20 protein-coding genes, 5 tRNA genes and 1 pseudogene are annotated in these 23,734 nt (G+C 44.4%); 13 read left to right on the top strand and 13 right to left on the bottom strand.

All coding sequences use genetic code 11. The features are described 5' to 3' along the window. Positions 1-186: 186 nt before the first annotated feature. The 3 genes and pseudogenes from V6D42_RS18580 to V6D42_RS18570 form a co-directional block, all read left to right on the top strand. Positions 187-399, top strand: a pseudogene (locus V6D42_RS18580) (zinc-dependent alcohol dehydrogenase); the annotation flags it as partial. 234 nt (positions 400-633) lie between these two features. After that, a complete protein-coding gene (locus tag V6D42_RS18575) occupies positions 634-2,067 on the top strand; it encodes a SulP family inorganic anion transporter (protein ID WP_333514216.1) in 1,434 nt (477 codons plus the stop codon). A gap of 145 nt (positions 2,068-2,212) precedes the next feature. After that, positions 2,213-3,133, top strand: coding sequence for a bile acid:sodium symporter family protein (locus V6D42_RS18570; RefSeq protein ID WP_333514227.1), 921 nt, complete (start codon positions 2,213-2,215; stop codon positions 3,131-3,133). Positions 3,134-3,142: 9 nt separating this feature from the next. Here the strand turns inward: V6D42_RS18570 and V6D42_RS18565 are convergent, their stop codons facing one another. The 13 genes from V6D42_RS18565 to V6D42_RS18505 all read right to left on the bottom strand — a co-directional run bounded on the left by V6D42_RS18565 (position 3,143) and on the right by V6D42_RS18505 (position 17,596). Beyond that, on the bottom strand, positions 3,143-3,898 hold the full coding sequence (locus V6D42_RS18565; RefSeq protein WP_333514215.1) for an alpha/beta hydrolase: 756 nt from the start codon (positions 3,896-3,898) through the stop codon (positions 3,143-3,145). After that, positions 3,895-4,905, bottom strand: coding sequence for an iron ABC transporter permease FeuC (gene feuC, locus V6D42_RS18560; RefSeq protein ID WP_168746791.1), 1,011 nt, complete (start codon positions 4,903-4,905; stop codon positions 3,895-3,897). The genes V6D42_RS18565 and feuC overlap by 4 nt, the downstream gene beginning before the upstream one ends. Further along, complete coding sequence (locus tag V6D42_RS18555; protein WP_333514214.1) at positions 4,898-5,902, bottom strand: FecCD family ABC transporter permease; 1,005 nt, start codon at positions 5,900-5,902, stop codon at positions 4,898-4,900. Before V6D42_RS18555 ends, feuC begins: the two co-directional genes overlap by 8 nt. A gap of 18 nt (positions 5,903-5,920) precedes the next feature. Then, positions 5,921-6,874 carry an iron ABC transporter substrate-binding protein FeuA gene (gene feuA / locus V6D42_RS18550; RefSeq protein ID WP_333514213.1) on the bottom strand — a complete coding sequence of 318 codons (954 nt, stop codon included), beginning with the start codon at positions 6,872-6,874 and terminating at the stop codon, positions 5,921-5,923. Between the two features lie 90 nt (positions 6,875-6,964). Continuing rightward, positions 6,965-8,545, bottom strand: a complete 1,581-nt coding sequence (gene btr / locus V6D42_RS18545) for a bacillibactin transport transcriptional regulator Btr (RefSeq protein WP_333514226.1) — start codon at positions 8,543-8,545, stop codon at positions 6,965-6,967. Positions 8,546-8,759: 214 nt separating this feature from the next. After that, complete coding sequence (locus V6D42_RS18540) at positions 8,760-10,004, bottom strand: exo-beta-N-acetylmuramidase NamZ family protein (protein WP_333514212.1); 1,245 nt, start codon at positions 10,002-10,004, stop codon at positions 8,760-8,762. A gap of 13 nt (positions 10,005-10,017) precedes the next feature. Beyond that, complete coding sequence (locus tag V6D42_RS18535) at positions 10,018-11,946, bottom strand: glycoside hydrolase family 3 protein (protein ID WP_333514211.1); 1,929 nt, start codon at positions 11,944-11,946, stop codon at positions 10,018-10,020. 22 nt (positions 11,947-11,968) lie between these two features. Continuing rightward, complete coding sequence (pbp4b, locus tag V6D42_RS18530) at positions 11,969-13,306, bottom strand: penicillin binding protein PBP4B (protein WP_333514210.1); 1,338 nt, start codon at positions 13,304-13,306, stop codon at positions 11,969-11,971. A gap of 54 nt (positions 13,307-13,360) precedes the next feature. After that, positions 13,361-14,728 carry a PTS transporter subunit EIIC gene (locus V6D42_RS18525; RefSeq protein ID WP_333514209.1) on the bottom strand — a complete coding sequence of 456 codons (1,368 nt, stop codon included), beginning with the start codon at positions 14,726-14,728 and terminating at the stop codon, positions 13,361-13,363. Positions 14,729-14,753: 25 nt separating this feature from the next. After that, entirely contained in the window at positions 14,754-15,605 is an 852-nt protein-coding gene (locus tag V6D42_RS18520) for a MurR/RpiR family transcriptional regulator (protein WP_168746798.1), read from the bottom strand. A gap of 15 nt (positions 15,606-15,620) precedes the next feature. Continuing rightward, entirely contained in the window at positions 15,621-16,535 is a 915-nt protein-coding gene (murQ, locus tag V6D42_RS18515) for an N-acetylmuramic acid 6-phosphate etherase (protein WP_333514208.1), read from the bottom strand. A 111-nt stretch (positions 16,536-16,646) separates the two neighbouring features. Further along, on the bottom strand, positions 16,647-17,129 hold the full coding sequence (locus tag V6D42_RS18510; RefSeq protein ID WP_010332811.1) for a GNAT family N-acetyltransferase: 483 nt from the start codon (positions 17,127-17,129) through the stop codon (positions 16,647-16,649). Between the two features lie 11 nt (positions 17,130-17,140). Beyond that, positions 17,141-17,596, bottom strand: a complete 456-nt coding sequence (locus V6D42_RS18505; RefSeq protein ID WP_333514207.1) for a DUF523 domain-containing protein — start codon at positions 17,594-17,596, stop codon at positions 17,141-17,143. Between the two features lie 181 nt (positions 17,597-17,777). On the opposite strand from V6D42_RS18505, the gene V6D42_RS18500 reads away from it, so the two are divergent. From V6D42_RS18500 to glmM, 10 genes are all read left to right on the top strand, one after another. After that, positions 17,778-17,852 (top strand) — tRNA-Glu (locus V6D42_RS18500). Positions 17,853-17,855: 3 nt separating this feature from the next. Next, a tRNA-Val gene (locus tag V6D42_RS18495) sits at positions 17,856-17,931 on the top strand. A gap of 4 nt (positions 17,932-17,935) precedes the next feature. Beyond that, positions 17,936-18,008, top strand: a tRNA-Thr gene (locus V6D42_RS18490). A gap of 19 nt (positions 18,009-18,027) precedes the next feature. Beyond that, positions 18,028-18,112: transfer RNA gene (locus V6D42_RS18485), tRNA-Tyr, on the top strand. Between the two features lie 4 nt (positions 18,113-18,116). Then, a tRNA-Gln gene (locus V6D42_RS18480) sits at positions 18,117-18,188 on the top strand. A gap of 230 nt (positions 18,189-18,418) precedes the next feature. Beyond that, positions 18,419-18,982, top strand: coding sequence for an RNA polymerase sigma factor SigW (sigW, locus tag V6D42_RS18475; RefSeq protein WP_010332813.1), 564 nt, complete (start codon positions 18,419-18,421; stop codon positions 18,980-18,982). Between the two features lie 13 nt (positions 18,983-18,995). Continuing rightward, a complete protein-coding gene (gene rsiW, locus V6D42_RS18470) occupies positions 18,996-19,622 on the top strand; it encodes an anti-sigma-W factor RsiW (RefSeq protein ID WP_010332814.1) in 627 nt (208 codons plus the stop codon). 160 nt (positions 19,623-19,782) lie between these two features. Continuing rightward, positions 19,783-20,604, top strand: a complete 822-nt coding sequence (cdaA, locus tag V6D42_RS18465) for a diadenylate cyclase CdaA (protein ID WP_010332815.1) — start codon at positions 19,783-19,785, stop codon at positions 20,602-20,604. After that, positions 20,597-22,051: a CdaR family protein gene (locus V6D42_RS18460; RefSeq protein ID WP_333514206.1), complete on the top strand. Its 1,455-nt coding sequence runs from the start codon at positions 20,597-20,599 to the stop codon at positions 22,049-22,051. The genes cdaA and V6D42_RS18460 overlap by 8 nt, the downstream gene beginning before the upstream one ends. Positions 22,052-22,069: 18 nt before the next feature. After that, positions 22,070-23,416: a phosphoglucosamine mutase gene (gene glmM, locus V6D42_RS18455; RefSeq protein ID WP_333514205.1), complete on the top strand. Its 1,347-nt coding sequence runs from the start codon at positions 22,070-22,072 to the stop codon at positions 23,414-23,416. The last annotated feature ends 318 nt before the right edge of the window (positions 23,417-23,734 follow it).

The following is a 23,734-nucleotide window of genomic DNA, read 5'->3' as shown; positions in this document are numbered from 1 at the left end:
AGGTAAAGACCAGTTCAACTGAACTGGTCTTTTATTTTGTTCTTTTTTTATATCTGTACTAATTCGTTTCAAATAATGGTAAAAAATTATCAAGACTGACGATTGCAACTGAAGTGGGAGAGTATCGAACAGAGCCGCCACCGGTTATCCGATTATGTTTATCACCCGTAGGATTTAACTTCGGCAATCGGAACCGGAGAGGCTCGGCAGATCATGGAGGACGCGGTTTCATGTGCTGTAGATATGCCGCAGCTTCCTAAGCTCATAACGGAAGAAACGACGCTGGAGAAATTTGAGTTAGCCATACAAAACTTGATGGGAATAGACTCGACATCTAATGATAGGAAAGATATTCAAGAAGTCAAAACGATTCTTGTTTCTGATCCTGATATGAGCTAATGGCAACTGGCTCAAAAATTTTGATCCATTTTTTTCTTCAGTATTTGACCTTGCACATTTGATTAAAATTTATTATGATACTCTTTGTATAATAACTCCTTACCTCAATACACTATACTCAACGTTTCCCCTTTTTCTCCGAAAGTTTTTCTTTTCGTTTTCTTCCGTAAAATAATTAAGCTCCCAATACAACAGATACGGTGCGGATTTATTTTTAAAAAGGAGTCGTTATATTTGAATAGTTTTACATTGAAACAGCAGTGGTTCGGTAATATCCGAAAAGATATTCTTGCAGGAATTTTGGTGGCGTTAGCCTTAATACCTGAAGCGATTGGTTTCTCGATTATTGCCGGCGTTGATCCAATGGTTGGTCTTTATGCTTCATTTTGTATAGCCATTATTATTTCTATTTTTGGCGGAAGACCGGGGATGATTTCGGCTGCGACTGGCTCGATGGCGGTAGTGATGGTGTCACTGGTTGCCGATTACGGGCTTCAGTATTTATTTGCGGCTACCATTTTGACAGGTGTTATTCAGGTGATTTTAGGCATCAGTAAAATTGCGAAATTAATGAAATTCATTCCTCGTTCTGTGATGATCGGGTTTGTAAATGCGCTGGCAATTCTTATTTTCTCTGCGCAGCTGCCTCAGTTTGCAGGTGCATCTTGGAGCATGTATGCGATGCTTGCCGGATCATTGGTTATTATTTATGTACTGCCGAGGTTTACGACTGCGGTGCCATCTCCGCTTGTCGCGATTATAGTGATGACGATTATTGCGGTCACTTTCCATGTGGATGTGCGGACGGTTGGAGATATGGGCAATATCTCTAGTTCATTGCCTCATTTTCTAATACCTGATGTTCCGCTTACCTTCGAAACGCTCAAAATCATTTTTCCTTATTCCATTGCTTTGGCGTTTGTCGGTTTGCTTGAGTCTTTGCTGACTGCACAGATTATTGATGAAATGACGGATACGGACAGTGATAAAAATAAAGAGAGCCACGGACAGGGAATCGCAAATATCGTCACTGGATTTTTTGGCGGTATGGCGGGCTGCGCTATGATCGGACAATCTGTTATTAATACAAAAGCGGGCGGCCGCGGACGGTTATCAGCCTTTGTTGCCGGTGCTTTTCTTATGTTTTTAATTGCCGTTTTGAGTCAGGTTGTTGTAAAAATTCCGATGGCTGCGTTAGTGGCTGTTATGGTTATGGTGTCTGTCGGCACATTTGATTGGTCTTCTTTAAAAGGCTTGAAAAAAGCGCCGATCACAGATTCAATTGTAATGGTTGTGACGGTGATTACGGTTGTCGTGACGGATGACTTATCGAAAGGCGTATTTGTCGGTGTTCTGTTAAGTGCCGTTTTCTTCGTAGCCAAAATCTCGAAGCTGAAAATCGTTTCTCATGCAGAAGATCAAAAGCTGAGAACGTATCAAGTCAAGGGACAGATCTTTTTTGCGTCAGTGACTGATCTTACAAATGCGTTTATCTTTGATGAGGATATCGAACGAGTTGTCATTGACTTGACCGATGCTCACGTATGGGATGATTCAGGAGCGGCTGCGCTTGATAAGATTGTCGCAAAGTTTAAAGAGCAAGGAATTGAAGCCGAGTTAAAAGGGCTGAACAATGCAAGTAAAGCCCTTATGAAACAGATGGCATAAAAGTGTGAAAGTCCAGATTGATGAGATCTGGGCTTTTTTATATAACATATGGTTGAACTGCATTGATATAATAGAGAGAAAGAAATTTTTAATAGGGGACTTGTATATGATGCTTCAGAAGCTGAACCGTGTATTGGGGAAAGTCATGCCGCTTTTGACACCGACTAGTGTTGTGCTTGGCGTCCTGCTGTCTCAGTTTTTAAATGGATATGAAAGCGCGGTGCCTTGGATATTTGCGTTTATTACGTTTGCGGGGAGCTTGAGCGCGAACTTTCAATCTTTGAGACACGCCTTGGCACACCCTCTTCCTATGATTCTTGCATTATTTGTTCTTCATATTTTTATGCCGCTTTTCGCCTGGGGCAGCGGACATCTCATATTTCAAGGCGATCCATTAACGATCACCGGTTTGACATTAGCTGTTGTCATTCCTACAGGGATTACGAGTTTGATTTGGGCTGCAATGTACAAAGGAAATGTCGGTTTGACGCTTTCTATCATATTGATTGATACCGTGCTGTCGCCGTTAATCGTTCCGCTGAGTCTTTCTGTGCTGGCCGGTGCCCAGGTTCACATGGATGTTTGGGGAATGATGAAGGGTCTGATTGTGATGGTGGTGATTCCTTCATTCCTGGGCATGCTGTTTAATCAGATGTCATCTCCAGAAAGAACCGCAGCGTTGAGCAGTACGCTATCTCCCTTTTCAAAGCTGTGCCTGATGGCCGTGATTGCGATTAACAGCTCTGTGATAGCTCCTTATTTCAAAGCGATTGATTTAAGATTTTTAGGGATTGCTGTTACTGTTTTTTGTATTGCGTTAACCGGGTATGCTGCCGCGTGGCTTATAGGAAAAATGATGAAAAGGCGGCAGGAGGAAATTGTCTCTCTTATTTTTACGGGTGGCATGAGGAATATCAGTGCCGGCGCTGTTCTTGCCGTCACTTTCTTTCCGTCCCAGGTAGCCGTTCCGGTTGTGATTGGCATGCTGTTTCAGCAAATCCTGGCTGCTTTGTTCGGCTATATGCTGAACCGTTTCGAATTAAAACCCGTCTTGCAGAAGGCATGAAAAAACCGCTCATATGATAGAGCGGTTTTTTCTGTATAGCCATTCCAGGGCATTGATAAATTGTTTACAGAAATACTTGCGGTGGTGTACCGCCCCTTTCTCAATGACGAGACACAGCTGATCTTGAGTGAACCCTTTTTCTTTTAGGCTCTCGTATACGGATTTTGTTTTTTGCAGCATCGTCTGCTGAATTGATTGTTTTCCAGCGCCTTCTTCACTGCCGACAGACATATAAATACGCGTTGAATCGGGCTTTACAGCGGCAGTATGTATGGTTTCTGCTGTGTTCTCGTACCAGTATGAACTTGAGAGAGATCCTATTTTTCCAAATAATGATGGATGTCTCAGAAAGGCGAACATCGAGATGATGCCTCCTAATGAGGCGCCGATTATACCTCTGGATTGTGCTCTTCTGGAGACATTCCAATTTTCTTCCACAAACGGAATGAGCCGGTTTCTTATTTCAGAAAGATAGTCAGTCCCCTTACCGCCGAAGTCTGAAAACTGATCACTGAGTGATGCGGCGGGCCAAGGAGTGTACTCGTCAATTCGGTTTTTAGGCTCTATACCAATCAGCACGAGCTGAGGCACCCTTTTTTGATGGAACCTGCTTTCTATCAGTTCTAGTTGATCTTGAAACAAAGAACCGCCATCCTGTACGTAAACAGAAGGAAATCCTCCCCTGCTGTCCGTACTGTAGGAAGGAGGGAGATATAGCTTGAACATCCTGTCGCCCGCCTTATGCTCTGATAAAGATCCGTTCAAACATTCTCCCCCTTTTTTTGCTTGAAAAGCAGGTATAAGAAATACGGAACACCGAGTATCGCCAAAATAATGCCGGCTGGCACTTCTGCGGGCTGGAAAAACAGTTTCCCGGCAAAATCCGCACTCAATACAAGCAGCATGCCGATCAAGCCGCTCAAAGGCAAAATATAGCGGTGTTCGATACCGGCCAATCTCCGGGAAATATGGGGCGCGATTAAGCCGACAAATGCCATGCTTCCCGCCACAGAGACACAGGCGCTGATGATGGCGACACAGGCGACGAGCAGAATGGTTTTTTCTTTATTTGATGAAATGCCAAGGCTTCTGACCGTGTCTTCGTCAAAGCGGATGGTATCAAGCAAACGAGACTTGGCCAAAAGAATAGGAATAAACAGCAGCATCCACGGAAGAACAGCTGTGATATATGTCCAGTTTGCCGACCAGATGCTTCCGTTTTTCCATACCATGGCCATTTCATAATCTTGCGGGTCCATTTTTAAGGATAAAAACAAAGACAAGGCGCTGAAGCCTGAATTAATCGCGATTCCTACCAGAATAATTCTGCCTGAATCTAAATTGCCTCTGTTCCAAGCGAATATGTAAATCATGACTGCAGCAGCCAGTCCGCCGATCAGGCCGAAAAACGGCATTCCCATCGCCGCGACGATTGAAGTTACTTCCTTCTGGCCTTGAAACAACAGCATAAACGCCACAATGCCTGCCCCTGCTCCGGCATTGATTCCCAATATTCCCGGGTCTGCAAGGCCGTTTCGTGTGATGGCCTGAATGACAGCTCCTGCTATACCAAGTCCGAGTCCGATAATGGCTGCCATGACAATCCGCGGAAGTCTTAAGTCAAACAGCAAAACTTCATACTGCGGATTGGGATTGATCTGAAAAAGAGTGGAGAGCAGCTCTGTCGGACGAACAGAAAATGATCCGCTGGTCATGCTGAAATAGCTGACAAGGAGAATCAATATGATTAACACTGCATATTTTTTAGCCATTTTGCTCTCCTCCTTTTCGTTTGATCAAATAAAGGAAGAAAGGAACGCCGATAATAGAAGTCACAACCTCAATCGGTGTTTCAAATGGGTAATTGATAAATCTGCTGGCGAGATCGCACAGCGTTAAAAAAATTCCGCCCAAGATGCAGGAACAAGGAATCAGTCTGTTATAATCCGAGCCGACGAGAAATCTTGTGATATGCGGAACGACTAAACCGACAAACGCAATTTTTCCGGCAAGCGCTACGGCACTTCCGGTTAAAATGATGACAGAGAGCATTGCCATGATTTTGATCGTTTTTTTCTTTTGGCCCAAACTCTTAGAAATATCGTCGCCTAGTGAAACAGCGGTCACTTTATTGCTGAGAGAGACAGCTATGACGATACCAGCCAGAAAAAATGGAACGGCAAGCTTCAGGAAGTCGGGGCTCATTTGATGAAGTCTGGCGCTGTACCAGAAACTCAGATCCTGTGAAATTTGAAAATAGATCGATATGGCAGCTGCTAAACTATTTAGCAGCATGCTTGTGACAGTGCCAATGATGGCTAGCTGTACAGGCGTAAACCCGTTAGGCAGCATTGTTGCCAGGCCGAATACCAATGCAGCTCCAAATGCGGAGCCGATAAAAGAGTAAATGATCATTTCAAGCGAAGATGATTGCGGGAGCAGAACCATACAAAGCGTGATGATAAACGCGGAACCATCTGAAACACCCATAATTGAGGGCGATGCCAAATAATTGCGTGTGATGCCTTGCATGAGCGCTCCAGATACAGCAAGGGCTGCCCCAATGAGCAGAGCGCCGGCAGCCCTTGGAATCCGGGAGTGCCATATGATTTGATGGTCTGTGTTTCCCGGATCAAAATGAAAAAGTGATGCAAAGACAATATCAGCATTAAGCTGCTTTGCGCCATAGAGGACGGAAAGCAGCAATGATAATGCAATAGCAAATGGAGAAGTAATCAAAATGATACGTGTCCACTGTTTTGAATACATACAAAAACCTACTCTAATTTAGTCTTGTGTTAATTTTTCAGATGCCGCTTTCAGGAAGCGGACTTTGCTCCAAGCCGTACCGCCTTGTGCGAGAGGATCAACTGAATTGACGTACACATGATCTTCTTTGACTGCTGTGAGGCTTTTCCAGATTGGATTTTTCTCTAAATCTTTTAATGCATCAGGTTTATCCGCATTTTCATCATCAGAAAATTGGACGAAAATGTGGTCAGGGTTCATTTCACTGAGTTTTTCTAATGAAATCAGCTCTTGCGCTTTTGCGGCTTTGACTTCATTCGGCGCTTTAAGGCCTAAGTCGCCATAAAGAGTTGAGTTAAAGTATACTTGTTCAGGATAAATGTAAATATTTCCCTGTCTGATTCTGATGACAAGCGCTTTTGAACTTTTTGCTTGTTTATCGATTTTCGTTTTTGTTTCTTTTAGATCCTGTTCATAGTCGGCAATGATTTTCTTGGCTTTTTTCTCTTTTCCAGTAAGCTGGGCAAGCAGCATCATGTTTTCCTTCCAGTTTGATGAGATGTGAGAAACCGGAATGGTCGTGCCGGCCGTGCTTATTTTTTGCAGGGTTTTCTCAGGGAACTTTGTAGATGCCAAGATCACATCTGGCTGCATCTCAAGAATTTTTTCAATATTTGGTTCCATTTTTTCCCCTGTAGGTGTTGCTTTATCAGTGATGTCCTTGAACATTTCAGGGAATTTTCCTGAAAATGAGATTGCACCCTGTGGATGAACGTCAAGCAGTTTAGCGTCTTCCATGGATTCAACGCTACCCGTAATGGCAATCTTATCTGTTGGTACGTTTACTTCGTACGTTTTATCCAAATACTCGATTTTCTTTTTCTCGGACTTTGTGCCGCTCGCTTTGCTGGCAGAGGATTCTTCCTTGCTGCCGCAAGCTGCCGCCGTCAGGGCGAGAAGCAAGATTAATAAGGTAAGAGATAGCTTTTTCATCTATAGTGCCTCCTGTTCAATTGATAACTATTATCAATTGGAATTATAGAGAATGAACAGACATAACACCATGGACAAATTCCATATTTATCATGGACTATCGCCGGATAGCATAGAAATGGTTTGCTGAACAATCCGCTCGTGCCCGCAAGCCGAGTATTCATTCCATGGGTCTGAAGAGAGGTGATACACACGTCCGTTTCGCACTGCGCTTAGGTTTTGCCATATTTCTGACTGTTTTAATTGCTGGTAATAGGCAATGGTTTCCGGCTCTTTAAAAAGAAAGAGCATGATACAGTCAGCTTGGCAATTTGTGATGTCTTCTAATGAAATCGCTTGTTCGGAAGGCATGTCTGCCAGTTTAGCCGATTTGAATTCTAAATCTTCAAAGAAGACTTCGCGGACGCTGCGATTATGTGCCATATAAAAGCTCTGCTTGTGCAGACGAAGAAAGAGAAAGCGAAACTCTTGAGCGTGCAGCAATGTCTTTTTAGCGGCAGCGGTCTGCTTGTCATAGGCTGCGAGCCACTTTTCAGCTTCCGATTCTTCATTTAAAAACGAGGCGGTTTGCAGAAAGTGAGCTCTCCAGTTTTCTTCTGAAGGAAGGTAACATACTTCTGCAATGCTGTTAAGGCGCTTTTGTTCTTCTGAAGAGACAGAATCCATGCTGAAAATGATATCGGGTTTAGCTTGGGACAACGTATGCAGGTTTTCCTCCCATTTTTCATTAAACCGGTATGCGTTGAGCTGAACTGGAATATCTGCTGAGTAATGCTGATAATAGTAAGCCGTCCATTTTGGATGGAGTGCGGCTGCAAACGGTATATGATGGAGAGGGATGAGCTGCCCCATTGTTCCCTTTCCATAGGCGGCTATTTTTTTTCGGCGTTTTTTCATATAGCTTGTTGGAGAACAGCCTGTGTGTTTTTTAAAGATTCTGCTGAAATAAAATTCATCTTGATAGCCGGTTTGATGGGCAATTTCCTTCAGTTTACAGTTGGATCTTGCCATGAGCCGCTTCGCTCGAGTGATTCGCGTTTTTGTGATAAATTCTGTTACGCTCTGACCTGTCCACTTTTTAAAGGTTTCGCTGTAATGTTTGGGGCTGATTCCCGCCATTTGTGAGAGCTGGCCTAGTGTAATTTTTCTATCGGCATGAGTTTCAATGTATTGTTTTGTTTTTTCGATAGCTGTCTGTGTATCGTTTTGATCAGAGACATTGGCTGTGAAGAGGTCATAAATCAGGCTCTGAACCTCAATCACACATTTCAATTGAGAAAGCTGAGAGGATTCTGTCCATATTTCAGCAAGTTCTTGAAGCCTGGCTGAAAGGTTTTCAATATGTGAAACATTCACAAGGTTTAGAGTGGATAAATCAGTTTCAGTGCATGGTTTTAAGAGATCTTGCTGGGTTTCCGCTGTATAGCAGTGAAGCCTGATCAGACAAACATCTATATTTCTCTCTTCTGCTGGTGTAATGCCGAATGTCTCATGAGGCGGACAAACATACAGTGTCTTTTTTTGGAGAGGCGCGGTTCTCGTTCCGATAGAAATATGTCCATCTCCTTTTAAATGAAAGATCAGCACGAATGAGTCAACCAATTGCTGTTCTGAGAAGAGATCACTCGTTTTCTTCATATATTCAATTTGTACAGGATGATAAATCATCATTGAGTTTTGCAAGGAGAAGACCACCTTTTCAAAAACGCTCGCTTAATTGATAATCATTTTCAATAAGATTGTACCAAATAAATGAAAGTTTTCCTATATAAAGCGTGTTGTTTTTGTATATAAAAAACCCTTGCCGCAAGAGCGGGCAAGGGAAAATGATCAAGCTTTTGTTGGGTAAGAGAATGTTACACGTGTAACATACCCTTCTTACGTCTTAATAAATGAGATATTGTTTTCTTGTTTTATTGAATTGCTTCAGCTGTTTTTGATAGGTGGCAATGATTTCATCAATTGAAGCACCGTTCACGATTTTCGTTCGAACCCAGCCGTTGCCAGCCAATTTATCAAATGAGCCAGACGCTAGGAACTTAAAATCATCAGGATAGAGGTCATGTATCATTTTAATAAGCGACAGTCCTGTTTTAACCGCTTCAAATTTCTCTCTGTCCGTAATAAAGAGCTGCACGCCGTGGCAAAGTGTTCCTTGATGTTTGGAGAACGTTGGAGTAAAGGAGGCAGCTCTAAATGTAACGCCAGGCAGACCAAGACGGTTCATTTTTTCTGCAAGCTCAGTGCTTTTGATAAAGGGAGCTCCGATCAACTCGAATGGTTTAGTCGTTCCCCGCCCTTCAGATACATTTGTTCCTTCAATTAACCCTGTTGCAGGGTACACAAATGTGCTCTCTACGGTTGGCATGTTAGGTGAAGGGAGAACGAATGGCAATCTGGTTTCATCAAAGTCCATAGAGCGTTTCCAGTGCTTCATTTTCACGACTGACACATCAGCATCAATATTAAATTCCTTGTTGAATAGTAAAGCCAATTCTCCAATGGTCATCCCGTGCTTTAATGGAATGGGATAGAGTCCGACAAAGGATGCGTACTCGGGCTCCAGCACCGGTCCTTCAACCTTTTTTCCGCCTTGGGGATTCGGACGGTCCAGCACGATAAAAGGAATTCCGTTTTCTTTCGCGGCTTCCATTGCATAGGCCATTGTATAAATGTACGTATAGTAACGAGTCCCGACGTCCTGGATGTCAAATATAAGAACATCGACATGTTTCAGCATATCAGGAGTGGGTTTTTTCGTTTTTCCGTAAAGGCTGTATACGGGAACCCCGGTTTTTTCGTCAATGTAAAAGCCTACTTCGTCTCCTGCCTGAGCGTCGCCGCGAACACCGTGCTCAGGCCCGAATAAAGCTGTCAGCTGAATATCGGGGTCTTCGTAAAGAATATCTACGCTGCTTTTAAGGGAAGCACTCACACCTGTTGGGTTGGTAATCAGTCCGACTCTTTTTCCCTTTAGCTGCTTTTTGTGTTGGGACAAGAGGATATCAATGCCGGTCTGGACTTTAGGTTTTTTTGCTGTTTGTTTTGCCGATTCAGGTGTAGCAGTGGCAGCCGTCATTGTTCCGAACATCATAAGCCCTGCGAGAAGAACCAATACCGTTTTTTTCATATGTTCCTCCTTATTAAAGCGGTTTTCCCGTTTTGATGTTTACTCCATAGCCATATGGATAAAGGATGTCTCCTGGTTTTGTGACGGATGGAATGTCGACTGGCAGTGTGCCCTTTGGCTTTGATTGTCCGAAGATCACTTTAACCCCGGCCGGAATATTCGGCTGAAGATAACGGCCGTTTGCATATCCTTTAAAACCATAGACGGCAATCAAGGCTCTAGCTTCTTCGAAATTGGCGGCATCATAAGGATTCCGCAGACTCATTAAGACATACTCCTTTTTGTGCTGCAGTGCGGCATTCATGACAGCTCTCGGAAAAGCGGTGGCCCATTTGCTTGAATCTGTTACCGTGTCGTCGATGACACCGTCGTTAACGACAGGGTCATTTTTTACAACGTAAGAGCCTGTAATGATATAATCAGCTTCTTTTACTTGTTTTTCATACTCAGCATTAAATACCTTTTCTGCAAAGTTGATTTTGGTAAGAGAAACAGAATTGATTTTCTTTCGCTGCATTAAATCGTGAATGGTTTTTTCAATGGATGCTGTTTGTTCCTCGTAAGGTGCGGCAATTAAGATTCGGCTGCCTTTTTTGGGTTTGAACGGCAAGGTATGCTGATCATTTTTTAATACTGTCACTGCCTTTTCAGCGATTTTTTGCTCTGTCTTCGTATGGTGTTTGCTTCCCACTGTTTTGAGCGCTTTCTTCACCTTTTTATCAATACTGCTGTCATTCTGAGCGGGGTAAATACCGCGTTTTATTTTCAGGGAAATGATTCTTTCCACCGATTTGTTGATTTGCTGTAAGGGAATGTCTCCTTTCTCGACAGCTTCTTTTAAGGAGTCAATTATGCTTGCAAATTTATGTTCATTTTTCAAAGATGTAACTGAGGCAGGCATTAACGCAATATCAACACCGGCCTTTATGGCCATGACGACCGCCTCTTCCTGACCGAAATGATCTGCTATAGCTTTCATATTGAGAGCATCAGTGACGATTACACCGCCAAATCCCATTTCCTCCCGAAGCAGCCCGGTCATTACTTTCTTTGAAAGTGTAGCGGGAACCATAATATCTGATCCGTCAAGCTTGCTTTTATATGTGGTGTCGTCAAAGGCTGGAAATTGAACATGAGCTGTCATTACCATATCTGCTCCGGCATCAATCGCTTTTTGAAAAGGATAGAGTTCAACCTCACGAAGCCGTTCCTGGCTATGAGAAACGAGCGGCAGTCCATAATGGCTGTCAACGTCAGTGTCGCCATGTCCCGGGAAATGCTTAAGAGCAGAGGCGATATGTTGCCGTTGCAAACCTTTCATAGAATATAAACCGAGTCGTGCTGTCAGTTCACGATCAGAACTGAATGATCTCACACCGATCACGGGATTATCAGGGTTATTATTAATGTCCAAGACTGGGCTGAAATCTGTATTGATGCCTAAGACAGAAAGCTCTTTGCCGATCATGCTGCCGGTCTGATATGCATTGATTCTGCTTCTTGTTGCGCCAAGCGCCATATTCCCTGGGAAATGAGTGCCCTCCCCTAATCTCGTCACGATCCCGCCTTCTTGATCAATGCTGAGTAAGAGCGGAATCTTAGGGCTGGCCTTTTGATATGCGTCTGTCAGCCGTACCGTTTGTTCAGTTGTTTTTACATTTTCTGCAAATAGTATGACGCCGCCGAATTGATATTTCTTGATGAGGCCAGCGACTTCCTCATTCATTTCTGTGAAGGCTTTCGGAGAAGACTCACCTTCCTTTTGCCAGTTTCTGAAATCCGGCATCAGCATTTGGCCAAGCTTTTCATCTAACGTCATATGATCAACGATCTGTTTGGCATCTGTTGAGCTGCGAGGTTTCGCTTTAGCTGTCTGATTGACGCCGAGAAAACATGAAAGAAAAAGGACGGTGGAAAGGATAAGCGAAATGACAGGTTTCATAACAACTTCCTCCTATCGTCAATTATTTCATTGCTTCATAAATCGCGGTGATGACGCTTCCGTACCTGCCTGTTGAAAATTGATCACCCTCAAACACGTTAGGATTTTCCGCTGGATCAGCGACTGGTGAATGCTTTTTATTTGTTAACAAAGCAATGCCTAAATTGTATGCCGGATCAATGATGGTAACCGTTCCTGTCCAGCCAGTATGTCCGTACGCATTTTTGCTTGCATAAGGGCCAAACATCCATTCCATGCTTTTACTTCCGTTTCGCCGCCATCCAAGGCCGAATGTCGGATCTGTTGCTGATGGCGCTGTAAATAGGTCAGCTGTTTTCTGATTGAATAATGAAACGTTTCGGTACGTTCCTTTGTTTAACATGACTTGAAGCAGAATCGCCATATCATCAGCGTTTGAAAACAGTCCGGCGTGGCCTGAAACGCCTTCCATCGAATAGAATGCTTTTTCGTCGTGTACTTCTCCTTGCAGCGTGTTCGTACGGATATGAGGAAAATGGATAACACCGTCTCGTGTATTGCCCATACGTTCAGTGGCTGCAAACTGTTTTGCTGTAAAGCCTTTTTGCAGCGGATTGTACAACGTATGCTTCAGCCCCAGCGGTTTGTAGAGCTCTTGTTCCGTATAGACATCAAGCGGTTTGCTGGTGAGTCTTTCGACAATACAGCCGAGAAGCATGTATCCAATGTCACTGTATACGTGTTTTGTTTCTGTTTCATAATCCAGCGGGATTTTCATCAAGTATTCAATGGTTTTCTCCCGCTCCTGCGAATAATACATGCCAGCTTTTTCCGGGCTGTAAAAGTAGAAGCTGGATGGCAGCCCTGATTGGTGCTGCAGGACATCAATGACACGAATGTTATCTTTTCCTTTGATGCGATCTGTAGGCTGATCCTTGAAATCAGGCAAATAAGCGGATACCTTTTTATAAAGGTCGAGTTTGCCTTGGCTGACTAAGCGCTGTAAAGCAAAATTGGTCGCATACATTTTTGTATTTGATGCCAAGTCAAACATCGTGCGGGTTTTCATTTTTGCCGGACGGCGCAAGAGTTCAGCCCCGTCGTATTTTTTACTGTAGCCGTATGCTTCTTTTTTGATCATACGGCCGTCCTTCACGACGACTAGAACGGCGCCGGGGAATCCTGCTGCAATGTCCCGTTCAATCATCTGATCAACCTTCCTTAGTTTCTTCGACGACAACTGTGCAGTTTCTGGATTTATTGTTTTCGGCTTAACTTGGTTGTCTGCTTGATGAAGGGCGGTTTGTGCGAAGGCTTCGTTCGGCGACAGAATGGACACGGTTAAAATAGCGCTGAGTAATGCTAATGTCTTCGTTCTCACAAGCTTGCTCCTTTCCGTGTTTCTATGCCGTTACTATTCCTAAATTGTCATCATTTAATCGAACTGGGCAGCCATTTCATCTTTATATCCGAAAGCGTAGGTCAATAAAAAGCCGAACACATAGGAAATAAAGAGACCAATGATATATAAGATGATTTGTGAAGGCAGGACCAGAAAGGAGAGCGGCAGTCCAGAGACGCCGATTGCAATTGTGGCTACCTGAAAATAAGCTTGAAAAGCTCCGCCGATCCCCGCCCCTAAGCATGCTGTCAAAAACGGACGGCCAAGCGGCAGCGTTACACCGAATATAAGCGGTTCACCGATGCCGAGCAGTCCTGAAGGAAGACCCCCTGTTATCGCTTTTCTCAGTGTTTTTTTCTTTGTTTTAACGAAGATGGCGAAGGCTGCGCCCACTTGTCCCGCGCCTCCCATGGCAAGGATAGGGAGAAGCGGGTCATCACCGATTGAATTGATGAGTTCCATGTGCACCGGCGTCAGGCCTTGATGTAGCCCCGTTACAACGAGAGGCAGGAAGGTCGCGCCCAGAATAAAGCCTGCAGCGATTCCGCCGATGTCTAAGATGGATAGAAGACCGGATGTGATGACATCTGAAATGAAACCGCCTAAAGGCATGAAAACGACATACGTCAATATTCCAGTGATCAAAAGTGAAACTGTTGGCGTTACGATAATATCGAGTGATTGAGGAATAAAGCGGCGGACGAATTGTTCGGTGTAAGCAATGAATATAGCTGCGAATAGAACGCCGATGAGGCCTCCCCTGCCGGGAAGAAGCTGTTCTCCGAATAAACTGATCTTTGCGATTTCCGGGTTAATGATCAGAATCCCTGCCAGAGCGCCGAGAGCGGGCGTCCCGCCAAATTCTTTTGACGCGTTAATGCCGACGAGAATACCGAGATAAGTGAACAGGCCTGATCCGATGACTGTCAATATAATTGCTGTTTGTGATTCTGCAGAGAGCCAGCCGGCTTGGGTTACCGCTTTGGTAACCCCGGTAATTAAGCCTGAAGCGACGAGTGCGGGAATGAGAGGTATGAAGATGCTGGCTATTTTTCGTAAAAAAAGCTTAAACGGGGTGGCATTCTTGCGATTGATCTCGGTTTTCTTTTTGGACGCGGCCTCTTTTAGATTGAAATCTTCTTCTGATGATACCAGCTTCGAAAAAGCGGCGGTGACATGATTAACGACACCAGTGCCGAGAATAATCTGCAGGGTTTCAGCTTCGACGACTCCAAGGACGCCATCAAGCTCTCTTAATGCCTTACTATCCGTTTTGCTGACATCGTAAGGCGTAATGCGCAAGCGGGTCATGCAATGCGTATAGGAAGAAATATTGGATTTCCCCCCGCATAGCTCAAGGATATTTTCCGCCAGAGTATTGTAGTGTTTTTCTTTGCTCATACAAGCCCCTCCCTTTCAAGATGCCTTATGTCTTTCTCATAGATTTGATTGCTTCTCTCGTTTTATCAATGTAGCTGACCGTTTCTTCATACTGCTCGGCCGCCATGCTTAAAAACAAAACATCAATCATAAAGAGCTGGGCGAGACGAGAGGAAGTCGCTGCGCTTCGAATCAGGGCCTCGTTGGAATGGGCTGTATATAATGAAACGTCGGCTAATACGGAGACGGAAGTTTGACTGTATTGTGTGAGGCTGATGATTGTGACGCCTTTTTTCTTTGCCATTGAAAGCAGCTCAATGATTTCCTGTGTCTCACCTGAAAACGAAATGGCAAATACAATATCTTTTTTATCTGCATTTGCGATTAAAGATGCCACGAGATGAGTGTCCGTGAAAGCAGTCGCCTGTTTATGAATTCGAAGCCATTTTTGCTGGGCGTCCTTGGCGACAATGCCCGAGGCGCCCAGGCCGATGAAATGTACAGTGTTCGCTTGAAGCAGCAGAGAAACAGCGCGCTCAAGCTCTTGATAATCCACGAGATCTGAGGTGTCTTGAATTGCTTGAATGGCATTGCCGGCTGCTTTTTCAGAGATGGAAGGCAGTGATTCATGAGGGGCGATGTCCCGGTAGCCTTGAACAGCAGGTTTTGCCAGATCACCCGCTACCCTCATTTTTAAATCCTGAAATCCTTTTAGTCCCAGTGACTTGCAGAGCCTGATGACGGCAGCGTCACTTGAATTAGCTAAGGCGCTGATTTCGCTGACTGTGCTTTCTATCGCTTTGTGGGGATGGGCTAATATGTAGTCTGCAAGTTTACGCTCTGATTGTGGCAGCTTGTGTTTCATCGATTGAATAATAGCTAAACCGCCTGTCGCCATTACTGTCTCTCCTTATCATGAATGGTAGTTTTCAATTGCTTTGTCTATAAAACCGTTCGCTTCATCAAGCAATGTCTTCGCTTTGTCTTGATCTGTGCTGGTTTTGAGCATAACGATTGCTGTTTTGACATGAAGATTCGCCTGCTCAAGTGTGTATTGCGCTTTCTCATAAGAAACGTCTGTGAGGCTTTGGATGATGCTGATGGCGCGTTCTTTTAATTTTTTGTTGCTGACATTGACATCCACCATCAAGTTTTCGTAGACCTTGCCGATTTTGACCATTACAGCGGTGGATATCATGTTTAGAATCATTTTATGAGCGGTTGCGGCTTTCATACGTGTCGAGCCTGTAATGACTTCTGGCCCGACCACGACCTCAATGCTGTGATCAGCGTGTTTGCTGATGGTGGAGTGTCTGTTACAGGTAAGGGAGATGGTGTTTGCTCCGATTTTGTGGGCGTATTTCAGCGCACCCGCTGCATAAGGGGTACGGCCGCTTGCTGCAATCGCAATCACTGTATCGGCTGAGGTGAGATGGATGGATCGTAAATCCTCGGCCCCTGCTTCTTCATGGTCTTCAATCCCCTCAGCCGCCTGCAAAAATGCGTTGGAACCGCCGGCCATTAATCCGATTACCTGATCAGGACTGACGCTGTAGGTTGGAGGACATTCAACTGCGTCCATCACACCGAGTCGGCCGCTAGTGCCTGCGCCTGCGTAAATGAGCCGTCCGCCATTTTGAAAGGACTCATACGCGCATTCGACCGCTGCTTCGATATCGGGGAGGACATGCTGAACGGCGGCAGCGACTTTGATATCTTCATTGTTAATCAATTTTAAGATATCGAGGGTATTTGCTTTGTGTATTTCCATTGTTTGGCTGTTTCGTGATTCCGTTGTAAGGCTGTGAAGATTCAATTGTTCTGACATGAGGATGCCCCCTGTATAAAAAATAAATATATCTCAATATTCAGTATATTCATTTATGTTATGATATTTCAACTATCATTTAGAATTTTTGAAACTTTATTTCAAAAGAGGTTATAAAAAATAATGAAGTATCAGCTGTTCGCCGAGCGGCCCGATTTTTCGGCGTCCTTTATCAAGAAATCCAGTTTTCATATAAAGCTGCTTTGCACGGGTGTTCAGGTGATTGACGGCTAAAATGATTTCATCGCACCATGGGAAATACCCGTTCACAAAGGAGGGAAGCTGAAGCATGGCTTTTTTCGCATAGCCTTGTCCGTGGTGAGCGGAGTTTAATGATAAGGAACTGAGCAATAAAGCAAATGGATTGTTGGAATAGGGAGCAATGATTTCTTTTGACGTATGTAGAATGAAAAAGCCTATTGGCAGATCACCTTTTAAGATGACAACAGGATAGCGCTCCTGTATGCTTAGTGCCTGAGTCAGCACCTCTTTAGGGAGAGCGGTAAAGCGTTTGTCATCATTGTGTAAAGTAAATGCGTAAAGCTCAGGTAAATGCTCAGGCTTATAGAAGGATAAAGAGATATCTTGCGTCATGATGAGCCTCCTTACAATATGTCGTCTAGCTGGTTTTCAGAAATGACACGGTACCCCGCTTGTTTTAATAGGGTGGCGGTTACTCCGTTTCCAGCGATTTTTTTGCCTGAAAATGAGCCATTATAGATGAAATTGCTACCGCATGATGGGCTGTTCTCTTTCAATATGACGGCAGAGGCGTTGATTTTTTTTGCATAGGCCAATGTTTGGGCTGCGCCCTTCATATATAAATCTGTTACATCTTCTCCTGAAGACGTTATGATTTTTGCATTTCCATTAAGAACGTCCTCACCAGTGCCTCCGATGATTTCTGCTGGTTCCCGGGGAGTGGAGAAGCCGCCGAGAAGTTCAGGGCAAGCCATCACTGCTTGTTTCTCTTCAATCAGTTTACGAATTTTCTCTGATGCGGCATGCGAACCGTTGTATCTACATTCAATGCCCCCGAGGCAAGAGCTGACTAGTATCATATTGGTTTCTCCTCTCTTGATTCGATCTATATCTATCTTAAGATAAATGATAATTGTTGGGAGGCTTTTTCAGTTAAAAAAGGGGTTAAAAAGTTTGAAAATAAAAAATTTAAATTTCCTCTTTACAAAAGGGGGGGAACCTGTATATAATAACTTTTGTCAGCTCGACGAGAACACAAACGGCCCGTTGGTCAAGCGGTTAAGACACCGCCCTTTCACGGCGGTAACACGGGTTCGAATCCCGTACGGGTCACCATTTGGAGGATTAGCTCAGCTGGGAGAGCATCTGCCTTACAAGCAGAGGGTCGGCGGTTCGAGCCCGTCATCCTCCACCATCTTGCCGGTGTAGCTCAATTGGTAGAGCAACTGACTTGTAATCAGTAGGTTGGGGGTTCAAGTCCTCTTGCCGGCACTGTTTTTCCTAAAAATATGGAGGGGTAGCGAAGTGGCTAAACGCGGCGGACTGTAAATCCGCTCCCTCAGGGTTCGGCAGTTCGAATCTGCCCCCCTCCACCATTATTGGGCTATAGCCAAGCGGTAAGGCAACGGACTTTGACTCCGTCATGCGTTGGTTCGAATCCAGCTAGCCCAGTCACAGACACCTTTGAGCAAAAAGGTGTCTTTTTTCTTTTTGAAAATTCCTTCCAACTTCTAACTGTTCAGTCTGTTTATTAATTTTAAAAATATGTTAAGGTAGTTTATTCACGAATTGCCATCTACACCCTGCCAAAAATTTGTTAAACTTATTTTATAAAAAAATTGAAACCTTTAGAAACGAAGCTCGTATACATACAGACCGGTGAAGGCAGAGGTTAGATAAATATGGAAATGATGATTAAAAAGAGAATTAAGCAAGTCAAAAAAGGCGATCAAAATGCATTTGCGGACATCGTAGATATTTACAAGGATAAAATTTATCAGCTTTGCTACCGTATGCTTGGCAATGTGCATGAGGCGGAAGATATCGCACAAGAGGCTTTCATCAGAGCGTACGTCAATATCGACAGTTTTGATATCAACCGGAAATTTTCAACTTGGCTTTATCGAATTGCGACCAACTTGACCATTGACCGCATTCGCAAAAAGAAGCCGGATTATTACCTCGATGCAGAAGTGGCGGGTACAGAAGGCTTGACGATGTATTCCCAAATCGCCGCAGATGGAGTTTTACCCGAAGATGCAGTCGTATCGCTGGAGCTTTCACACACGATTCAGCAGAAAATTTTAAAGCTTCCTGACAAATATAGAACTGTCATCGTGTTGAAGTATATTGATGAACTCTCATTAATTGAAATCGGCGAGATTCTGAACATTCCTGTGGGGACGGTAAAAACACGGATTCACAGAGGCAGAGAAGCTCTTAGAAAACAATTAAGGGATCTTTAAGTGGGGTGATGAAATGAGCTGTCCTGAACAAATTGTGCAGCTTATGCATATGCATCTTGATGGAGATATCCTTCCGAAAGATGAACAAGTATTAAAAGAACACCTGGAGGCATGCGAGGAATGCAGAAAGCATTTTTATGAGATGGAAAAATCCATCGCGCTCGTCCGGAGCACATCGCATGTCGAAGCCCCCGCCGATTTTACCGCTAACGTCATGGCGAAATTGCCTAAGGAGAAGAAAAGAGCCTCTGTGAAAAGATGGTTCAGATCCCATCCGGTTATCGCGGCTGCTGCGGTATTCATCATTTTGATGGGCGGAGGGTTGTTAAACAGCTGGCACAATGACCATAACTTCAGCGTGTCGAAGCAGCCGAATCTGGTCGTGCACAACAACACTGTGATCGTGCCTGAAGGTGAGACGATCAAAGGTGATGTCACCGTCAAAAACGGTAAGCTGATTATTAAAGGGAAAATAGATGGGGATGTAACCGTTGTAAACGGAGAAAAGTATATGGCCTCTGCTGGACAAGTCACCGGTCAAATAGAGGAGATTAATCAATTATTCGACTGGACATGGTATAAAATGAAGTCTGCGGGGAAAAGTGTATTCAATGCATTAGACCCGAACGGAGAAGAGTAAAGCGTGTGGTGCGCTTTACTCTTTTTTAGGTTCTCAAACGGCTGGCATATTTCACTTGCCAAAACGAAATGTGGTATAATGGGCTCGCTATGTAAAGTACATATGCGTAACACATGAAACTTCAAAATACGAAATGACTGAATTCTTGGAGGACGAGGAAATGGCTTTTGAGGATATCCCTTTTTTGCAGTACCTCGGCAATGCCGTTGATATTCTCCTTGTTTGGTATGTGATATATAAACTGATTATGGTGATACGCGGCACGAAGGCGGTTCAGCTCTTAAAAGGAATCGTTGTGATCGTGCTTGTCCGTATGGCCAGTCAATATTTGGGCCTCGGCACGCTTCAGTGGCTGATGGACCAAGCGATAACATGGGGATTTTTAGCAATTATTATTATCTTTCAGCCAGAGCTGAGAAGAGCGCTTGAACAGCTTGGACGGGGCCGTTTCTTCTCGAGGAGCGGCACGCCTGTTGAGGAGGCGCAGCAGAAAACGATTGAGGCTATAACGAAAGCCATCAATTATATGGCGAAACGCCGGATCGGTGCCCTTTTAACCATTGAGCGGGATACGGGTATGGGGGATTATATTGAAACGGGCATTCCTTTAAATGCAAAGGTCAGCTCTGAGCTCTTGATCAATATTTTTATCCCGAATACACCGCTTCATGACGGAGCGGTCATTATGAAAAATAATGAAATTGCCGCTGCCGCCTGTTATCTGCCGCTTTCTGAAAGCCCGTTCATTTCAAAAGAACTGGGAACGCGGCACAGGGCTGCTGTCGGAATCAGTGAAGTTACAGACAGTTTGACGATTATCGTGTCTGAAGAGACCGGCGGCGTCAGTGTGGCGAGGAATGGCGACCTTCACAGAGAGCTGACGGAAGAAGCGCTGAAAGAAATGCTTGAAGCAGAGTTTAAGAAGAACACCAGAGAGACTTCTTCTAACCGCTGGTATTGGAGGGGCAAGAAAAATGGATAAATTCTTAAACAACCGCTGGGCTGTGAAAGTCATTGCGCTGCTTTTCGCGCTCTTGCTTTATGTAGCGGTTAACAGCAACCAAGCACCAACTCCGAAAAAACCAGGTGAATCATTTTTTCCGACATCTACAACTGATGAAGCAACACTGACTGATATACCAGTTAAAGCATATTACGATGATGAAAATTATGTCGTAACGGGCATTCCGCAAACGGTGAATGTCACGATTAAAGGCTCGACAAGCGCCGTGAAGAAGGCGAGACAGACAAAGAATTTTGAAATATACGCGGATATGGAGAAGCTGAAAACCGGCACACATAAGGTCGAGCTTAAGGCCAAAAACGTGTCAGATGGGCTGACGATATCCATTAACCCATCCGTAACGACCGTCACCATTCAAGAACGCACGTCAGAAAGCTTTCCTGTTGAAGTGGAGTACTACAACAAAAGCAAGATGAAAAAAGGCTATTCTCCGGAGCAGCCGATTGTCAGTCCGAAAAATGTACAGATTACCGGTTCTAAAGCCGTGATTGATAATATTTCTCTTGTGAAAGCTTCGGTAAACCTGGAAAATGCAGATGAAACGATTGAAAAGGAAGCGAAAGTGACTGTCTATGATAAAGACGGGAACGCGCTTCCTGTCGATGTGGAGCCCTCGGTCATCAAAATTACCGTTCCGGTGACAAGTCCGAGTAAAAAAGTGCCCTTTAAAATCGAGCGGACAGGAAGCCTTCCTGACGGGGTCAGCATAGCGAATATCGAATCAAGTCCCAGTGAGGTGACGGTTTACGGCTCGCAGGATGTCTTGGATTCTCTTGAATTTATAGACGGCGTCAGCTTAGATTTAAGCAAAATCAAAAAGGATACCGATATCGAGGCTGATATACCGCTTCCTGACGGCGTCAAAAAAATCTCGCCGTCAAAGGTGACGTTGCATATAGAAGTAGATAGCGAAGCGGATCACACATTTGAGAATGTCCCTATAAAGACTGTTGGGCTGAGCAGCTCACAGAATATAGAATTTCTGGATCCGGAGTCACAAACGGTAGACGTGACGGCCAAAGGCTCTCCCGGCAACATAAAAAAACTGCAGAAGTCAGACATAGAATTATATGTGAATGTTTCTGATTTAGATGACGGAGAGCACAGTGTGAAGCTTGAAGTAAATGGGCCTCAAAATGTAACCTGGTCCTTGGGACAGAAAAACGCAAAAATCAAGCTTACGTCTAAAAAAACGAATACGACAACAAAAGATAACAGCAATACGACGTCAGGGAACCAGGATGACACTGATGACAAGACGAATGACAAAGAGAATAACCAGCGAGAAGATACAACGAACAGCGATAAAAACAGTGATGATCAAAAACAAGACGAAAACCAAGATCAAAATCAGGATCAGAATGAAGATGAATCAAATACAGGTTCACAATCTTCATCAGAATAAAAAAGGAGCGATTATAAAATGGGCAAGTATTTTGGAACAGATGGTGTAAGAGGTGTTGCCAACAGCGAGCTTACGCCTGAGCTGGCCTTTAAAGTCGGACGTTTCGGCGGGTATGTGCTGACAAAAGATAAACAACGTCCAAAAGTGCTGATAGGCCGCGATACACGCATCTCCGGCCACATGCTGGAGGGAGCCCTTGTCGCCGGACTTTTATCAATTGGCGCAGAAGTGATGCGTCTGGGAGTCATTTCCACCCCTGGTGTTTCCTATTTAACAAAAGCGATGGATGCAGAGGCTGGCGTCATGATTTCTGCTTCTCATAACCCAGTGCAGGATAACGGAATCAAGTTCTTTGGAGGAGACGGATTTAAGCTTTCTGATGAACAGGAGGCTGAAATTGAGCGTCTGATGGATGAATCGGAGGATAAGCTGCCAAGACCAGTTGGTGCCGATTTGGGACTTGTAAACGACTATTTTGAAGGCGGCCAAAAGTACCTGCAATTCTTAAAACAGACTGCTGACGAAGATTTTACAGGCATTCATGTTGCGCTGGATTGCGCACACGGAGCGACGTCATCGCTGGCGACACACTTGTTTGCCGATTTAGACGCAGATGTGTCGACAATGGGAACTTCTCCGAACGGATTAAATATCAATGACGGAGTCGGATCGACCCATCCTGAAGCGCTCAGTGCGTTTGTAAAAGAGAAAAATGCTGATATCGGCCTTGCGTTCGACGGCGACGGCGACCGCCTGATCGCAGTCGACGAAAAAGGAAATATCGTTGACGGCGACCAAATCATGTACATATGCTCAAAATACCTGAAATCAGAGGGCCGCTTAAAGGACGATACGGTTGTTTCCACTGTCATGAGCAACCTCGGTTTCTATAAAGCGCTCGAAAAAGAAGGGATAAAAAGCGTTCAGACGGCTGTGGGTGACCGCTACGTGGTTGAGGCGATGAAAAAAGACGGCTACAATGTCGGCGGAGAACAGTCCGGACACTTAATTTTCCTCGATTACAACACAACAGGGGACGGATTATTGTCCGCCATTATGCTGATGAATACATTAAAAGCGACAGGCAAGCCGCTTTCGGAGCTTGCGGCTGAAATGCAGAAGTTTCCGCAGCTTTTAGTCAATGTGAGAGTAACTGATAAATATAAAGTCGAAGAAAATGAAAGAGTAAAAGCTGTTATTTCTGAGGTTGAAAAAGAAATGAACGGCGACGGCCGGATTTTAGTGCGCCCATCTGGCACTGAACCGCTCGTTCGCGTGATGGCTGAAGCGAAGACGAAAGAGCTGTGTGATGAATATGTTAATCGCATTGTTGAAGTCGTCCGGTCAGAAATGGGATTAGAGTAACGAAATCTTTAAACAGAGAGCGAACAAGACAAGTGCGACTCACATATGATAATTGTGAGACAGGCGGCAAAGTTGTTTAAAAAACAATTGACCATTCTTGGCACATGCTGTAAAATCAAGCTTGTCTTGTTCTTGTTTTCTCGAGGCAGGAAAGACAGGATTTTGTTTCACTTATAATTATAGCGCCCGAACTAAGCGCCCGAAAAAAGGCTTAGTTGACGAGGATGGAGGTTATCGATTTTTCGGCGGATGCCTCCCGGCTGAGTATACAGATCACAGCCGTAAGGATTTCTTCAAACCAAGGAGGCGACTCCTTGC

Source organism: Bacillus sp. 0909A, assembly GCF_036765115.1.
Taxonomy (GTDB): Bacteria; Bacillota; Bacilli; order Bacillales; family Bacillaceae; genus Bacillus; species Bacillus mojavensis.
Note: the sequence above shows the minus strand (reverse complement) of the source record. Positions and strands in the feature narration are given on the sequence as shown.

What these genes read in the sequence shown, in the direction of transcription:
- V6D42_RS18570 (WP_333514227.1), top strand. Translation starts at nt 2,213, where the DNA reads ATGCCGCTTTTGACACCGACTAGTGTTGTGCTTGGCGTCCTGCTGTCT.
- feuC (WP_168746791.1), bottom strand. Translation starts at nt 4,905, where the DNA reads ATGGCTAAAAAATATGCAGTGTTAATCATATTGATTCTCCTTGTCAGC.
- V6D42_RS18555 (WP_333514214.1), bottom strand. Translation starts at nt 5,902, where the DNA reads ATGTATTCAAAACAGTGGACACGTATCATTTTGATTACTTCTCCATTT.
- feuA (WP_333514213.1), bottom strand. Translation starts at nt 6,874, where the DNA reads ATGAAAAAGCTATCTCTTACCTTATTAATCTTGCTTCTCGCCCTGACG.
- btr (WP_333514226.1), bottom strand. Translation starts at nt 8,545, where the DNA reads ATGATGATTTATCATCCTGTACAAATTGAATATATGAAGAAAACGAGT.
- V6D42_RS18540 (WP_333514212.1), bottom strand. Translation starts at nt 10,004, where the DNA reads ATGAAAAAAACGGTATTGGTTCTTCTCGCAGGGCTTATGATGTTCGGA.
- V6D42_RS18535 (WP_333514211.1), bottom strand. Translation starts at nt 11,946, where the DNA reads ATGAAACCTGTCATTTCGCTTATCCTTTCCACCGTCCTTTTTCTTTCA.
- V6D42_RS18525 (WP_333514209.1), bottom strand. Translation starts at nt 14,728, where the DNA reads ATGAGCAAAGAAAAACACTACAATACTCTGGCGGAAAATATCCTTGAG.
- V6D42_RS18520 (WP_168746798.1), bottom strand. Translation starts at nt 15,605, where the DNA reads ATGGCGACAGGCGGTTTAGCTATTATTCAATCGATGAAACACAAGCTG.
- murQ (WP_333514208.1), bottom strand. Translation starts at nt 16,535, where the DNA reads ATGTCAGAACAATTGAATCTTCACAGCCTTACAACGGAATCACGAAAC.
- V6D42_RS18510 (WP_010332811.1), bottom strand. Translation starts at nt 17,129, where the DNA reads ATGACGCAAGATATCTCTTTATCCTTCTATAAGCCTGAGCATTTACCT.
- V6D42_RS18505 (WP_333514207.1), bottom strand. Translation starts at nt 17,596, where the DNA reads ATGATACTAGTCAGCTCTTGCCTCGGGGGCATTGAATGTAGATACAAC.
- sigW (WP_010332813.1), top strand. Translation starts at nt 18,419, where the DNA reads ATGGAAATGATGATTAAAAAGAGAATTAAGCAAGTCAAAAAAGGCGAT.
- rsiW (WP_010332814.1), top strand. Translation starts at nt 18,996, where the DNA reads ATGAGCTGTCCTGAACAAATTGTGCAGCTTATGCATATGCATCTTGAT.
- cdaA (WP_010332815.1), top strand. Translation starts at nt 19,783, where the DNA reads ATGGCTTTTGAGGATATCCCTTTTTTGCAGTACCTCGGCAATGCCGTT.
- V6D42_RS18460 (WP_333514206.1), top strand. Translation starts at nt 20,597, where the DNA reads ATGGATAAATTCTTAAACAACCGCTGGGCTGTGAAAGTCATTGCGCTG.
- glmM (WP_333514205.1), top strand. Translation starts at nt 22,070, where the DNA reads ATGGGCAAGTATTTTGGAACAGATGGTGTAAGAGGTGTTGCCAACAGC.